The organism is Paracoccus binzhouensis (genome assembly GCF_016446475.1).
Classification (GTDB): Bacteria; Pseudomonadota; Alphaproteobacteria; order Rhodobacterales; family Rhodobacteraceae; genus Paracoccus; species Paracoccus binzhouensis.
Genome location: NZ_JAEHFP010000114.1, coordinates 1 through 13,526, shown reverse-complemented (window position 1 = coordinate 13,526; position 13,526 = coordinate 1). Strand labels below are relative to the sequence as shown.

Below are 13,526 nucleotides of genomic sequence, written 5' to 3'. Positions count from 1 at the left end.
CGGCGCCACCGGCTGCGCGGCGGGGGCATCGCCTTCGCTGGGGGCCGGGGTGGCCGGGGCTTCCTGCGCGGGCGGAGCGACCGGCTGGCCGGCACCCGGCACCACGGGTTGGCCGGCACCGGGGGGCGGCGCGTATTCGCCGATGCCCGGCAGCGAGGTGGCCGGGGCCTGCTGCGAGGAGCCGCCGCCAAGGTCGAGCTGGTCGACGATCGAGCCGCTCGAGGCGTTGCGGGCCGCGATGATGGTGAGTGTCATCGAGGTGATGATGAAGCCGATGGCGAAGATCCAGGTCAGGCGGGACAGCGCGTTGGCTGCCTGGCGGCCGGTCATGACGCCGCCGCCTCCGCCGCTGCCCATGCCGAGGCCGCCGCCTTCGGACCGCTGCAACAGCACCACCCCGATCAGAAGCACGGCGAGGATCAGATGCACGGTAAGAACGACGTTTTCCACCACGGGGCCTTTCATTCAGCGACGCGCCTATCTAGTCACCAAGGCACGGATTGGCAAGCGGGGGCGGGCATGGGCGCGCTGATGATCCAGGGGACCGGGTCGAATGTGGGAAAATCCCTGCTGGTGGCGGGGTTGTGCCGGGCCGCGCGGCGGCGCGGAATCGCCGTAGCGCCCTTCAAGCCGCAGAACATGTCGAACAATGCCGCCGTGACCCCGGACGGAGGCGAGATCGGCCGGGCGCAGGCTCTGCAGGCGCGGGCGGCAGGGCTGGTGCCCTCGGTCCACATGAACCCGGTGCTGCTGAAGCCCGAGACCGACCGGGCCGCGCAGGTGGTGGTGCAGGGCCGGGCCGTGGCGCGGGCGGCGGCGGCGGATTATGGCGCGCTGAAGGCGCGGCTGATGGACGCGGTGCTGGACAGTTTCGCCCGGCTGCGCGCGGCGCATGAGTTGGTGCTGGTCGAGGGCGCGGGCAGCCCGGCCGAGGTCAACCTGCGCGCCCGCGACATCGCCAACATGGGCTTCGCCCGCGCGGCCGGCGTGCCGGTGGTGCTGGCCGGCGACATCGACCGCGGCGGCGTGATCGCGCAGATCGTCGGCACCCAGGCGGTGATCGACCCAGAGGACGCGGCGATGATCCGCGGCTTCCTGATCAACCGCTTCCGCGGCGATCCGTCCCTGTTCGATGCCGGCCGCAGCTTCATTGCCGAGCGCACCGGCTGGCCGGATCTCGGCCTTGTGCCCTGGTTTCCCGATGCCGCGCTGCTGCCGGCCGAGGATGCGGTGGACCTGCGCCGCGCCTCGGGGGCAGGAGGCGTGGCGGGCGGGCTGCACATCGCCTGCCCGATGCTGTCGCGCATCGCCAATTTTGACGATCTCGACCCACTCGCGGCCGAGCCGGGGGTTCGGCTGACCATGGTGCCGCCCGGTCGGGCCCTGCCGGGCGATGCCGATCTGGTGATCCTGCCGGGCACGAAATCGACGCGCGGCGACCTGGCCTTCCTGCGCCAGCAGGGCTGGGATATCGACCTGGCAGCGCATCTGCGGCGCGGCGGCCGGGTTCTGGGCATCTGCGGCGGCTATCAGATGCTCGGCCGCTGGGTTCACGACCCTGCGGGCCATGACGGCGACCCCGGCAGCACGCCGGGCCTGGGCCTGCTGGACGTCGAGACCCGCATGGCGCCCGAGAAGCGGCTGACGCGGATCGAGGGCATGGCGCTCGGCCAGCCGGTTCAGGGCTATGAGATCCATATGGGCCGCACCGAGGGCCCGGATTGCGCCCGCCCCTTTGCCCATATCCCCGGACCCGACGGCGCCACCAGCCGCGACGGCCGCGTCGCCGGAACCTATCTGCACGGGCTGTTTTCCGGCGACGCCTTCCGCGCCGCCTGGCTGGCCGGATTCGGCGCCACCTCGGCGCTGGATTACGGCGCCGGCGTCGAGGAGGTTCTGGACCGGCTGGCCGTGCATCTGGAAGCGCATCTGGACATTGATGCGCTTTTCGCGCTGGCGCGCTAGAGGATCTCGGCCAGGATGCGCTCGGCCTCGACCTGACAGGGGGTCAGGCGGGCGCGGTCCTCGCCGGGGAAGAAGCGGGCGCGCACCGCGGTCGGCATCGGCGCCGGCTCGGCGATGACCACGCGCGGGCCCAGCGTTTCGTTCTCGGCCTGCCAGCTGCGGGCCAGGGCGATCTGCCCGGCCTTGGTGGCGCCGTAGCTGCCGAAGAACTTCTGCCCGGCCCGCTTGTCGTCGAAGAACAGCGCCGAGCCCTTGCGGGCGCGCAGCAGCGGCTCGATCAGCCCGATGAGCCCGCGCGTGGCGACAAGGTTCAGGTCCACCGATTTCTGGAAATCCTTGGCGTCGACATGCCCCGCCGGCGACAACGGCGCGGCGTGGATCGCGCAATGCGCCCAGAGATCCAGCCCGCCCCAGCGGCCCATGACGGCCTGCGCCATCTGCACCATGGCCTCGGGCTGGCCGACATCCATCGGTGCCAGCGTCGCCGCGCCGCCGGCCTTGCGGATGCGGTCGTCCAGTTCCTCCAGCGCGCCGGTGGTGCGGGCCACGGCCAGGATGTGCCAGCCGCGTCCGGCAAGGGCTTCGGCCAAAGCGGCGCCAAGGCCGCGCGAGGCGCCGGTGATCAGCGCGATTTTGTCATGCTCGGTCATGGCGCCGATTTCGCATCGGCCGCCGCCGCGCGCAAGCCCCTTGCCGGCGCGGCGGAGGGGCTGCGTCACATTGCCTTGCCGTCAGCCCGGATCCTGCAGCTCGGCCAGCGCGCTCTGACACATGCCCAGTCCCAGCCATTGGCAGCCGTTGCAGATCCGGTTCAGGTCGCCGGGCACCAGCCGGGCGCTGGCGCGGGCCTGCGCCTCGGCCCAGGTCATGCGCTGGCCAGGGCGGATGCCAAGCGCCGCGGCATGGCGTTTGTCCAGCCGCGAGATGCGCTCGTCCGAGGCGCAGCCGATGCCGCGCCGCGACGGGCAGGGGCCGCAGATCGAATCCGCCATCACGGTGAAGACCACCGGCGTCTGCGGATCGGCGCGCAGCCGGCCATGCACGATGGCGTTCATGTTCTCGGTGAAATCCGGCGAATAGCCGCGCCCCTGCCAGCCGATCGAGCAAAGCACGTGATGCGGGCGCAGCAGAACGGCCCCGGAGCTGTTCCGGGGCCGTTCGTGGTTCTGGCCGCAGCCGCTCAGCGGGCGTCCAGCGGCTTGTAATCGCGCCGCGCTGCGCCGACGTAAAGCTGGCGCGGCCGGCCGATCTTGTTCTGCGGATCGGCGATCATCTCCTTCCACTGCGAGATCCAGCCGACGGTGCGCGACAGCGCGAAGATCGGCGTGAACATCGAGGTCGGGAAGCCCATGGCTTCCAGGATGATGCCGGAGTAGAAGTCCACGTTCGGATAAAGCTTCTTCGAGACGAAATAATCGTCCTCCAGCGCGATCCGCTCCAGCTCCTTGGCGACCTGCAGCGTCGGGTTGTTGTGGACGCCCAGCAGGTCCAGCACCTCGTCGGCCGATTCCTTCATCACCTTGGCGCGCGGGTCGAAGTTCTTGTAGACCCGGTGGCCGAAGCCCATCAGGCGGAACGGATCGTTCTTGTCCTTGGCGCGGGCGATGAATTCCGGGATGCGCTCGACCGAACCGATCTCGCGCAGCATCTCCAGGCAGGCCTGGTTGGCGCCGCCATGCGCCGGGCCCCAGAGGCAGGCGATGCCGGCGGCGATGCAGGCGAAGGGGTTCGCGCCCGAGGAACCCGCCAGCCGCACGGTCGAGGTCGAGGCGTTCTGCTCGTGATCGGCATGCAGGGTGAAGATGCGGTCCATGGCCCGCGACAGCGCCGGATCGACATGATAGGGCTCGGCCGGGACCGAGAAGCACATGTGCAGGAAATTGCTGGCGTAATCCAGCTCGTTGCGCGGATAGACGAAGGGCTGGCCGATGGAATACTTGTAGGCCATGGCGGCGATGGTCGGCACCTTGGCGATCAGCCGGATCGAGGCGATCTCGCGCTGCACCGGGTCGTTGATGTCGACCGAATCGTGATAGAAGGCCGACATGGCGCCGACGACGCCGACCATGGTCGCCATCGGGTGGCTGTCGCGGCGGAAACCGCGGAAGAAGTTGTGCATCTGCTCATGCACCATGGTGTGGCGCGTGACCCGGGTCTCGAAATCGAGCAGCTGATCCTTGCTGGGCAGCTCGCCGTAGAGCAGCAGGTAGCAGACCTCGAGGTAATGCGACTGCGCGGCCAGCTGCTCGATCGGGTAGCCGCGATACCACAGCTCGCCCTTGTCACCGTCGATATAGGTGATGGTCGAGTCGCAGGAGGCGGTCGAGGTGAAGCCCGGGTCGTAGGTGAAGACGTCCGCCTGGGCGTAGAGCTTGCGGATGTCGACGACATCCGGGCCTGCCGTCGGGCTCAGGATCGGAAGCTCCAGCTCCTTGCCTTCGACCAGCAGCTTTGCGGATTTGCTTTCTGCCATTCACTGTTCCTTTCACCTGTCTCCGGCCTGGCCGGGGGGATGGGCGCGGGTCTCAGCCCGCCTGATCCTGCAGCCGGGCCAGCGTCTCGTCGCGGCCAAGTGCCAACATCATGTCGAACACGCTGGGGGTCGAACTGCGTCCGGCCAGCGCCGCACGCAGCGGCGCCGCAACCTTGCCCAGTCCCAGCCCGTGCGACTCGCCAATCGCTTTGACGGCCGCCTCGAGTTCGTCGCGCCCCCAGCTAGCATTCTGCACTGCGGCAGTCAATTCATTCAGTATACCACGGGATACTGAATCCAGCGCTGCCGCCGCCTTCTCCTCGATCGCGACGGGCCGGGAAACCAGCGCGAAATGCGCCTGTTCCAGCAGCGCCGGCAGGGTTTTCGCCTTGGCCTTCAGCGCCCCCAGGACCGGGCGCAACCGGGCGATCTGCCGTTCGTCCAGCGGCTCGGCGCCGGTGGCGGCGCGGAAGGCGGCGATCTCCTCCAGCAGCGCGGCATCGTCCATCCGGGCGATATGCCAGCCGCTGACATGTTCCAGCTTCTTGAAGTCCAGCCGGGCGGGGGCCTTGCCGATTCCCGGCAGGTCGAACCAGGCCCGGGCCTGCGCGTCGTCGAAAAGCTCGTCGTCGCCATGGCTCCAGCCCAGCCGCGCCAGGTAGTTGCGCATGGCCGCGGCCGGATAGCCCATCGCCGCATATTCGTGCAGCCCGACGGCGCCGTGGCGCTTGGACAGCTTCTTGCCGTCGGTGCCGTGGATCAGCGGGATATGGGCAAAGACCGGGATCTCCCAGCCCATGGCCTGGTAGATCTGGATCTGCCGGGCGGCATTGGTCAGGTGGTCGTCGCCGCGAATGATGTGGGTGACGCCCATGTCGTGGTCGTCCACCACCACCGCCAGCATATAGGTCGGCGTCCCGTCCGAGCGCAGCAGCACCATGTCGTCCAGCTGCGCATTGCCGAAGGTCACGTTGCCCTGCACCGCGTCATGCACCACCGTCTCGCCGTCGCGCGGCGCCTTCAGCCGGATGGCATAGGGCGCATCGGGAAGGCTTGCCGGGTCGGCGTCGCGCCAGGGCGACAGGAACAGGGTCGAGCGGCCCTCGGCCCTGGCCCGTTCGCGGAAAGCCTCGATCTCCTCGGCGGTCGAGAAGCATTTGTAGGCCGTGCCGTTCTCCAGCATGGCGCGGGCCACCTCGGCGTGACGCCCGCGCCGGGCGAACTGGCTGACCGGCTCGCCGTCCCAGTCGAGGCCGAGCCAGCGCAGCCCCTGCAGGATCGCCTCGGTCGCCTCGGGGGTCGAGCGGGCGCGGTCGGTATCCTCGATGCGCAGCAGGAACTTTCCGCCGCGGCCGCGGGCGAAAAGCCAGTTGAACAGCGCCGTCCGCGCCCCGCCGATATGCAGATAGCCGGTGGGCGAGGGGGCGAAACGGGTCACGACGGGGCGGGAATCAGTCATCAGCGGTCCGGTCATTCCAGAAAACAGGGGGCATTGGCTTGCCGTTAACCGTTTCGAAAGGGGCGGCATGCCAATCTTGGCGCCAGAGATACGCAAGTGACGTGACAAGGACAAGTTGCGGATGGATTCGGCAACCCTCGCCATGGCCCGGACGGGCGCGCCGCCGGCCGGCTGGCCGCGCGCATCGGCGCTGCCTTCCCGGATGCCGGCCCGGGTGCCGGTGACGGTCCGGGCCGGGCTGCTGCCCTGGGTGCCGTTCTGGCTGTCGCTGGGTATCGGCGGCTGGTTCCTGCTGCGCAACGAACCGGGTCCGGGCTTCTACGCCAGGCTGGCGCTGGCGGCCGGCGCCTGCCTGCTGCTGCCGCCGCTGGTCCTGGGCCTGGCGCGGCGCCGTCGCTGCGCCTGGATCTGGGCCGACCGTTGCCGGCTGGCGGCCATGGCGCTGCTCCTGGTGCTGTCCGGGGCCGGGCTTGCCGGGCTGCGCGCGCATCTGGTGGCGGCACCGGTGCTGGAATTCCGCTATTACGGCCCGGTCGAGGGGCGGGTGATCGGCATCGACCGCTCGTCGAGTGACCGGATGCGGCTGCTGCTCGACCGGGTGGTGCTTGCGGACGTCCCGCCCCGCCGCACGCCCGCGCGCGTCAGGATCTCGCTGATGAGCCCGCAGGACCTGCCGGCCCCCGGCCAGCGCATCATGCTGACCGCCCATCTGAGCCCGCCCTCGGGGCCGTCCGAGCCGGGCGGCTTCGATTTCCGCCGCCTGGCCTGGTTCGAGCGGCTGGGGGCGGTAGGCCATACGCAAGGCCCGGTGATGACCGTGGCGCGGCCGGCCGATGACGGGGCACTGGCCCTGCATCGCCTGCGCATGGCGCTGGCCGAGACAATGCGCGACCACATCGGCGGCCAGGCCGGGGCGGTCTCGGCGGCGCTGGTGACCGGCGACCGCTCGGGCATCTCGGAACGGACGAACGAGATCATGCGCGCCTCGAACCTCTATCACATCATCTCGATCTCGGGCCTGCACATGAGCATGCTGGCCGGCTTCGTCTATGCGGCGCTGCGCCTTGCCGGAACCGCGGGGCAGGGGCTGGCGGGGTTCCGCGCCCTGCCGGTGCACAAGCTGGCCGCGGCCGGGGCGCTGGCTGTTTCGGCGCTTTATCTCTGGCTGTCGGGCGGCGGTGTCGCCACCGAGCGCGCCTTCATCATGGTGGCGGTGATGCTGCTGGCCATCATCGCCGACCGGCGCGCGGTCTCGCTGCGCACCGTGGCCGTGGCCGGGACGCTGGTGCTGCTGCTCGGCCCCGAGGCGCTGACCGAGCCCGGCTTCCAGATGAGCTTCGCCGCGACCGTGGCGCTGATCCTGGTGCAGGAGCCGTGGCTGAAGCTGGCGCCCCGCCTGCCGTGGTGGAGCCGGCCGGTGCTGATGCTGCTGCTTTCCTCGGTGGTGGCCAGCCTTGCCACCTCGCCCATCGCGGCGGTGCATTTCGGCCGCATGACGCAATACGGGCTCCTGGCCAATCTCCTGGTGGTGCCCGTGGTCGGCACGCTGGTCATGCCCGGCGCCGTCTTTGCGGCGCTGTTGGCACCGCTGGGCCTGGCGCAGCCTGCGCTTTGGGTGATGGGGCTGGGGACGCAATGGATGCTGCTGGTCGCCGGCTGGATCTCGGATCTGGATGGCGCCGTGCTGCTGCTGCCCGCGGCGCCTGCCGCCGTGCTGCCGCTGCTGGGGATCGGCGCGGCGCTGCTGTTCCTGGGACCGCTCGGCGAAGCCGCGAACCGGATGGCGCTGCAGGTCCGGCGCAGCCTCGGCGCGCTTCTGCTGGCCGGCGCGGCTCTGATCTGGCTGGCGGCCGAGCGGCCGGCGATCCTGGTCGCGCCCGATGGCAAGGCGGTCGCGGCCATGACCGCCGCCGGCCGTGTCCCCTCCAAGCCCAGGGGCGGCAGCTATGCCATCGCCAACTGGCTGGAGGCCGACGGCGATCCGGCGGACCAGGTCACCGCCGCGGCGCGGCCCCTCTGGCAGGGCGAGCCCTCCGATCGCCGGGCCCGGCTGGCATTCGGCGACACCAGCCTGGAAATACGCCATCTGACCGGCAAGGGGGCCAGGAAAGCGCGGGACATCGGCTGCCCGCCGAACCTGGTCCTGGTCACGGATGGCGAATGGCCCATGAACGAGATGCGGGACAAGGGATGCACGATCATCGACATCACGCGATTGCGGGACCGGGGCGCGATCTCCATCGGCATCGACCGGGGCCGGCTGGACATCGTCTCGGCCGACGGGCCGGGGCGCGGCCGGATCTGGCAATAGGATCGGCCTGCGACAGGATGGCTTGACATGCATGGTCTGGTGAACCGGTCCGTCGAGGCCTTCACGCGCGCCACCTATGGCGAGGATCTGTGGAAGCGGGTTCTCCTCAGGACCAGGGCGGATCCGAACATCTTCCTGACCTGGAGCGACTGCCCGAACCGGGTGACCTATTCGCTGGTTGTCGCCGCTGCCCGGCTGGTGGGGAAATCCATGAACGAATATCTCGAGGATATCGGCTCATGGCTGACCCGGCAGGAACAGATCAGGCGCCTGCTTCGCTTCAGCGGCGGGAACTATCGCGATTTCCTGGAATCGCTGCAGGATCTGCCGGACCGCATCAGGCTGGTCATTCCCGACCTTCTGATGCCCGATCTTTGCGTCGTGCTGGACAGCGCGGATTGCTACCGGATCGCGGCAAGCCATCATCAGCCCGGGTTTCTTCAGATCATCGCCGGGGTGCTCAGGGGCATGGCCGACGATTACGGCTCGCTCGCCATCATCTTCGCATCGAGGAACCGGATCACCGCAAGGGTCGCACAGTCGGAATATGCGATGAAGAGACATTTCAGCCTGGATCCCTCCTCCCCGCTGCGCCGCGAGGCGCTCCGATGAACATAGGCATCTCGTGCCTGCATGAGCTCATGCCGATGCATCTCGTCGTGGGCCTGGACGGCAGGATATTGTCGAAAGGCAGGACGCTCTCGAAGCTGCTGCAGGGGAACGGGCATGTTTCCGAGGCTTTCCGCGGCGATGTCGGCAGGATCCTGCTGCAGCGGGGCGGTGGGAGCCTGCGGTCGATCAGCCTGAAATCGAACCCGGAGATCAGCCTGGTCGCGCATTGCGCAAGATCGGGGGACCTGCTGATCATGAATTTCGGCTTCGGCGCCTCGCTTGCGAAGGCGGCGCGGGCGTTCGACCTGACCAATTCGGATTTTGCCGCCACCGACCTGGCCATGGAGTTCTTCTTTCTCAGAGAGGCGAACAGGGCCATCTCAGAGGAACTGAACCGGGTGAACCGGATCCTCAAGGACGCCCGGGAGGTCGCCGAGCGGCTGTCGATCACCGATCCCCTGACCGGGGTCCTGAACAAGAGGGCCTTCGACCTGGAGCTGGCCGCGGCGATGGAGACCAGGGACAGGGCGCCCTTTTCGCTGATGAGTCTGGACCTGGATTTCTTCAAGGCCGTCAATGACAACCTTGGCCATATCGCCGGCGATTCGGTCCTGATGTCCGTGGCGGATGCCCTGAGATCCAGCCTCAGGAACGAGGACAAGGTATGCCGGGTCGGGGGCGACGAGTTTCTTGCCATCATAAGAAACTGCACCGACCGGGGAACCCTGCTGAACATGGCCGAGAGAATCATATCGGCGATCCATGACATCAGGCCCCCCGGATTTGCGAACCTGTCGGTCAGCATCGGCATCTCGACCTCCGAGCGATGCGGGACGGTTCATGGCCTGTTGTCCGGGGCGGATATTGCCCTGTACCGTTCGAAGAAAGCCGGCGGCGGGATCGCGACGATCATCGACATGCCGTGACAATGCGTGATCTGGCGCGGGCTGGAGCCCGGTCACCGCTTTGGCGGGTCTTCGGCATCACGCCGTTGCAGGGTGCGCGCGCCGGTTTTTGTAGCGCAGCATTGTTTCGAGTTCCGAACCGATCCCGCCCCGACATGCAGATGACCCCGGCGATCTGCCATGGGCCACCAGATCAGCCAATCGCCCGGTTTTCCGGCTGTTCCCGGATGAATCGGCCTGATCCCCCAGGCCCGTGTTTCTGTCGCGTTGCAGCGATCAGGCCCACAATTTGCCGAACAAGCTCATGACAATAGATTGATATCTATACATAAAACTTAAATTGGCGGAAGCGGTGGGATTCGAACCCACGGTGCGGTTCCCCGCACGCTAGTTTTCAAGACTAGAGCCTTAAACCACTCGGCCACGCTTCCGTTTCAGCGCAAGGCGCGCCGCGCGGGACGGATGGCCCGCCTCGGCCAGCTTGCGGCTGCTTTCCCGAAACCGGGCGGCCAGCCCGCCCGCGCCCCGACGAAAGGATGGGTCGAGATAAGCCCATGGCGCCGCCGGGGCAAGGCGGAATCCGGCGGCCATCGGCGGGATCTCCCGCCAGGGCGGTGGCGCAGCCCGCTCAGCCCGGAATGCCCGGCAGGCTCAGCACCGCCCGCAGCCCGCCCAGGTCGGAGCGCTCCAGCGCCAGCCCGCCGCCATGCAGCGCCGCGAGATCGGCGACAATGGCAAGGCCGAGGCCGGCGCCGGGCGGGCCGGTCTCGTCCAGGCGGGCGCCGCGGGTCAGGGCAAGGGTGTGATCCTCGGCCGACATGCCGGGGCCGTCGTCCTCGATCAGGATGCGCAGCCTTTCGCCTTCGCCCCGGGCCGAAAGCCGGATGCGGCTGTCGGCCCATTTCACGGCGTTCTCGACCAGGTTGCCCAGCATCTCCTCGAGATCCTGCCGCTCGCCGGCGAAGGCGGCCTCGGGGGGGATGGCCAGGTCGACCGCCAGCCCGGCTTCCCGGACCGGGCCGCGCAGCACCAGCAGGATGTCGTCGATCACCGGCGCCAGCGGCGTGCGCTGGCCCAGCAGCCGCGGCGCGGCCGAGCTGCGGGCGCGGCGCAGATGCCAGCCGATCTGGCGGTCCATGCGGGCGATCAGCGCATGGCCGGGATGGTCGGCGGGCAGGGCATTGTCCAGCGCCGCCAGCGGCGTCTTCAGCGAATGCGCCAGGTTGCCGACATGCTCGCGCGAGCGGGCCAGCACGGCGCGGTTCTGTTCCAGCAGCGCGTTGATCTCGGCCGCGACGGGGCGCAGCTCGGCCACGGCGGGCAGGGGCAGCGTCTCGGCCCGGCCGGCGCGGATCGCCCGAATGTCCCGGCCCAGCCGGTCGAGGCTGCGCAGCCCGGCCGCGACCTGCAGCACGCTGGCCAGCGCCAGCGCCAGCCCCAGCACGGCAAGCGAGGCCGCCAGCGGCCGGCGCAGGCGGGACAGGCTCGCCTCGATCTCGGCCCGCGGCGCGGTCACCGTCACCGCCAGGGCCGAGCCGTTGTCGGGCAGGGTGAAGCGGTGATGGGTCACGCGCAGCGCCTCGCCCTCGGGGCCGATGCCGGGACCGCCCTGCACCTCCGCGTCGGGCGGGTTCAGCACGTTGTCGAACAGCGAGGGCGATTTCGCCATCGCCGTGCCGTCCTGGCTCAGCTGCCAGAACCAGCCCGAAAGCGGCCGGTCGAATCGCGGATCGGCGGGGGCGGGCCCGGCGACCAGCCGCCCGCCGGCGTCGATCGAGGCGCCGGCGATCAGGGCCTCGGCCACGGCCTCGGTCTCGGCATCGAAGCGGCCGGTGACGAAATCCTCGAGGATGGCGGCCAGCGCCAGGTAGCCGGCCAGCAGCGCCACCCCGGTCAGCGCCGCCCCCAGCCCGATCAGCCGCGCGCGGATGGAATCGCGGGGCAGGATCAAGCGGCAGTCCTCAGCACATAGCCCTCGCCGCGCCGGGTCTCGATCAGCCCCTCGCCGATCTTCCTGCGCAGGCGGCCGATCACCACCTCGATGGACTTGAAGTCGCGGTCGGCGGCGGAATCATAGAGATGGTCGGACAGTTCGCTGCGGCTGACCACCCGGTTCTGGTGGTGGATCAGGTAGGACAGGATGCGCGTCTCGAACCCGGTCAGCTTCAGCGCCATGCCGTTGCGGGTGATGACGCCTAGCTGGGTGTCAAGCCGCAGCGGCCCGGCCTTGATCACCGCCTGGGCATGGCCGGCGGCGCGGCGCACCAGGGTCTGGGCACGGATCACCACCTCCTCCAGCCGGAAGGGCTTCACCGCGTAATCGTCGGCGCCGGCGCGGAAGCCCGCCACCTTGTCGGTCCAGTCGCCGCGCGCGGTCAGGATCAGCACCGGCATGGTCACGCCGCCCTCGCGCCAGCGGGTCAGCACCTCGAGCCCGGGAATGCCCGGCAGGCCCAGGTCGAGCACGGCAAGGTCATAGGTTTCGGTCGAGCCGAGGAACTCGCCCTGCGTGCCGTCCGCGGCCAGGTCGCAGGCAAAGCCGCCGTCGCGCATGGCCTGGGCAAGCTGGGCAGAGAGCGTGGGATCGTCCTCGACGATCAGGCATTTCATGGCTCGGAACCTTTCCGGCGGGCCTCGGTCAGGCCGGCACCCGCTACTTCCAGGAAGTCGCCGCTATGCGCGTCCAGCCGGATCACCAGCACGTCGCGCGCCGGCGTCAGCAGCCGCAGCTGATGCACCAGCACCACGCCGCGGTCGCGTTCCCGTGGCGTGGGCGGGACCAGGCGGGCGGCGATCAGCCGGCCCCGGAACCGCTCCTGCACGATCTGGGCGGCGCGTTTCAGTGGCAGGATGCGGACGTCCTGCCGGCCGAGCGCCTCGAATTCCGACTCCCATTCCTCGGGATGGGGGCCGTCGCGGTCGTGGCCGCGATCCTCGGCCCGGGCGGGCAAGGTCAGGACCAGGACGGCCAGCAGAAGCAGGGCGGGGATGCGCGGGCGGATCATGGTCCCTATGTAATCGCGCAATTCCAAACGAAAGCCAAACAGGCCGTTGGTCTTTGGTTGGTCGGGCGGGGGCTATTGATCGATTCGCATTGGGGGCCCCATGGTCCCGATAGGAAGGAACCAGAAATGAGCAGAACTTTCCCGACCTCGATCGCGCTTTCGGCCCTGCTGGCCATGCTGGCCGCACCGGCCATGGCGCAGGACACAGCGCCCGCCCCGCAACCTCCGGCCGCCGAAGCGCAGGCCGAGACGCCGCTGCCCAAGGCGCTGCAGGATGCCGGCCTGACCGATGTCACCCGCAAGCGCGGCCCGCATGGCGGCACCCGGATCGAGGGCAAGCTGCCCGACGGCAGCCAGATCGGCGCCATGCTGGACGATCAGGGCCAGCTGCGCGGCCTGCGGGCCAAGGGCGAGGCGGCGCTGCCGCCGGCGCTGGTCGAGCAACTGGTGCCGCAGGCGGTGCGCGACAGCGCCGTCTATGCCGAGCTGGGCACGCTGAAGGCTGTGTTCTCGGGTCAGCGCGGGGTGATGCTGGCCGGGCAGGACGCCGACAAGAACAAGGTGCATGCCGCCTTTGCCGAGGACGGGACGCTGCTGCGCTTCGGCCGCGGCGACCAAGACCGGCTGCATTTCCGCGACCGGGACGATGGTCACGACCGGAAGGGCGATCGCCACCACCGCCGCCATCACCGCGATGACGACCGCGGCTGGCATCGCGAGGGCCGGGGCGATGGACCGGGCGACGGTCGGGCCGAGGGCCGCGGGCCGGGCCGCGACCTGCCGCCGCCGCCCGCCG

General features: G+C 69.5%; 13 protein-coding genes and 1 tRNA gene. 5 read left to right on the top strand and 9 right to left on the bottom strand.

Features of this window, described 5'->3' with window-relative positions; translation table 11 throughout:
* Positions 1–465 (bottom strand): preprotein translocase subunit SecG (gene secG, locus I9P22_RS19685; RefSeq protein WP_233253492.1); only part of this gene is annotated, 465 nt, incomplete at its 3' end.
* A gap of 54 nt (positions 466–519) precedes the next feature.
* Here secG and I9P22_RS19680 point away from each other — a divergent pair.
* Positions 520–1,965 (top strand): cobyric acid synthase, encoded by a 1,446-nt coding sequence (locus I9P22_RS19680; protein ID WP_199261335.1) that lies wholly within the window; start codon positions 520–522, stop codon positions 1,963–1,965.
* On the opposite strand, the gene I9P22_RS19675 is transcribed toward I9P22_RS19680, so the two are convergent.
* The 4 genes from I9P22_RS19675 to gltX form a co-directional block, all read right to left on the bottom strand.
* The gene (locus tag I9P22_RS19675; protein WP_199261333.1) at positions 1,962–2,615 is read right to left on the bottom strand and encodes an SDR family NAD(P)-dependent oxidoreductase; all 654 of its coding nucleotides are present in this window, start codon (positions 2,613–2,615) and stop codon (positions 1,962–1,964) included. The two genes, I9P22_RS19680 and I9P22_RS19675, sit on opposite strands and share 4 nt — an antisense overlap.
* 81 nt (positions 2,616–2,696) lie before the next feature.
* Positions 2,697–3,077 carry a DUF1284 domain-containing protein gene (locus tag I9P22_RS19670; protein WP_199261331.1) on the bottom strand — a complete coding sequence of 127 codons (381 nt, stop codon included), beginning with the start codon at positions 3,075–3,077 and terminating at the stop codon, positions 2,697–2,699.
* Between the two features lie 68 nt (positions 3,078–3,145).
* Positions 3,146–4,438, bottom strand: coding sequence for a citrate synthase (gene gltA / locus I9P22_RS19665; protein ID WP_199261329.1), 1,293 nt, complete (start codon positions 4,436–4,438; stop codon positions 3,146–3,148).
* 52 nt (positions 4,439–4,490) lie between these two features.
* Positions 4,491–5,897: a glutamate--tRNA ligase gene (gene gltX / locus I9P22_RS19660; protein ID WP_199261328.1), complete on the bottom strand. Its 1,407-nt coding sequence runs from the start codon at positions 5,895–5,897 to the stop codon at positions 4,491–4,493.
* A gap of 121 nt (positions 5,898–6,018) precedes the next feature.
* On the opposite strand from gltX, the gene I9P22_RS19655 reads away from it, so the two are divergent.
* From I9P22_RS19655 to I9P22_RS19645, 3 genes are read left to right on the top strand one after another with little or no spacing between them, the layout of a single operon-like run.
* The gene (locus tag I9P22_RS19655; RefSeq protein WP_233253491.1) at positions 6,019–8,208 is read left to right on the top strand and encodes a ComEC/Rec2 family competence protein; all 2,190 of its coding nucleotides are present in this window, start codon (positions 6,019–6,021) and stop codon (positions 8,206–8,208) included.
* A 27-nt stretch (positions 8,209–8,235) separates the two neighbouring features.
* Positions 8,236–8,820 (top strand): heme NO-binding domain-containing protein, encoded by a 585-nt coding sequence (locus I9P22_RS19650; protein WP_199261327.1) that lies wholly within the window; start codon positions 8,236–8,238, stop codon positions 8,818–8,820.
* Positions 8,817–9,746, top strand: a complete 930-nt coding sequence (locus I9P22_RS19645; RefSeq protein WP_199261326.1) for a GGDEF domain-containing protein — start codon at positions 8,817–8,819, stop codon at positions 9,744–9,746. Before I9P22_RS19650 ends, I9P22_RS19645 begins: the two co-directional genes overlap by 4 nt.
* 320 nt (positions 9,747–10,066) lie before the next feature.
* Here the strand turns inward: I9P22_RS19645 and I9P22_RS19640 are convergent.
* From I9P22_RS19640 to I9P22_RS19625, 4 genes are all read right to left on the bottom strand, one after another.
* Positions 10,067–10,156 (bottom strand) — tRNA-Ser (locus I9P22_RS19640).
* A gap of 197 nt (positions 10,157–10,353) precedes the next feature.
* Positions 10,354–11,676 (bottom strand): ATP-binding protein, encoded by a 1,323-nt coding sequence (locus I9P22_RS19635; protein WP_199261325.1) that lies wholly within the window; start codon positions 11,674–11,676, stop codon positions 10,354–10,356.
* Positions 11,673–12,335: a response regulator transcription factor gene (locus I9P22_RS19630; RefSeq protein ID WP_199261324.1), complete on the bottom strand. Its 663-nt coding sequence runs from the start codon at positions 12,333–12,335 to the stop codon at positions 11,673–11,675. Before I9P22_RS19630 ends, I9P22_RS19635 begins: the two co-directional genes overlap by 4 nt.
* Positions 12,332–12,730, bottom strand: coding sequence for a hypothetical protein (locus tag I9P22_RS19625; RefSeq protein ID WP_199261323.1), 399 nt, complete (start codon positions 12,728–12,730; stop codon positions 12,332–12,334). Before I9P22_RS19625 ends, I9P22_RS19630 begins: the two co-directional genes overlap by 4 nt.
* A gap of 126 nt (positions 12,731–12,856) precedes the next feature.
* On the opposite strand from I9P22_RS19625, the gene I9P22_RS19620 reads away from it, so the two are divergent.
* On the top strand, positions 12,857–13,526 hold a 670-nt coding region (locus I9P22_RS19620), incomplete at its 3' end, for a hypothetical protein (protein ID WP_199261320.1).

What these genes read in the sequence shown, in the direction of transcription:
- I9P22_RS19645 (WP_199261326.1), top strand. Translation starts at nt 8,817, where the DNA reads ATGAACATAGGCATCTCGTGCCTGCATGAGCTCATGCCGATGCATCTC.
- I9P22_RS19655 (WP_233253491.1), top strand. Translation starts at nt 6,019, where the DNA reads ATGGATTCGGCAACCCTCGCCATGGCCCGGACGGGCGCGCCGCCGGCC.
- gltA (WP_199261329.1), bottom strand. Translation starts at nt 4,438, where the DNA reads ATGGCAGAAAGCAAATCCGCAAAGCTGCTGGTCGAAGGCAAGGAGCTG.
- I9P22_RS19630 (WP_199261324.1), bottom strand. Translation starts at nt 12,335, where the DNA reads ATGAAATGCCTGATCGTCGAGGACGATCCCACGCTCTCTGCCCAGCTT.
- I9P22_RS19625 (WP_199261323.1), bottom strand. Translation starts at nt 12,730, where the DNA reads ATGATCCGCCCGCGCATCCCCGCCCTGCTTCTGCTGGCCGTCCTGGTC.
- I9P22_RS19680 (WP_199261335.1), top strand. Translation starts at nt 520, where the DNA reads ATGGGCGCGCTGATGATCCAGGGGACCGGGTCGAATGTGGGAAAATCC.
- gltX (WP_199261328.1), bottom strand. Translation starts at nt 5,897, where the DNA reads ATGACTGATTCCCGCCCCGTCGTGACCCGTTTCGCCCCCTCGCCCACC.
- I9P22_RS19675 (WP_199261333.1), bottom strand. Translation starts at nt 2,615, where the DNA reads ATGACCGAGCATGACAAAATCGCGCTGATCACCGGCGCCTCGCGCGGC.
- I9P22_RS19650 (WP_199261327.1), top strand. Translation starts at nt 8,236, where the DNA reads ATGCATGGTCTGGTGAACCGGTCCGTCGAGGCCTTCACGCGCGCCACC.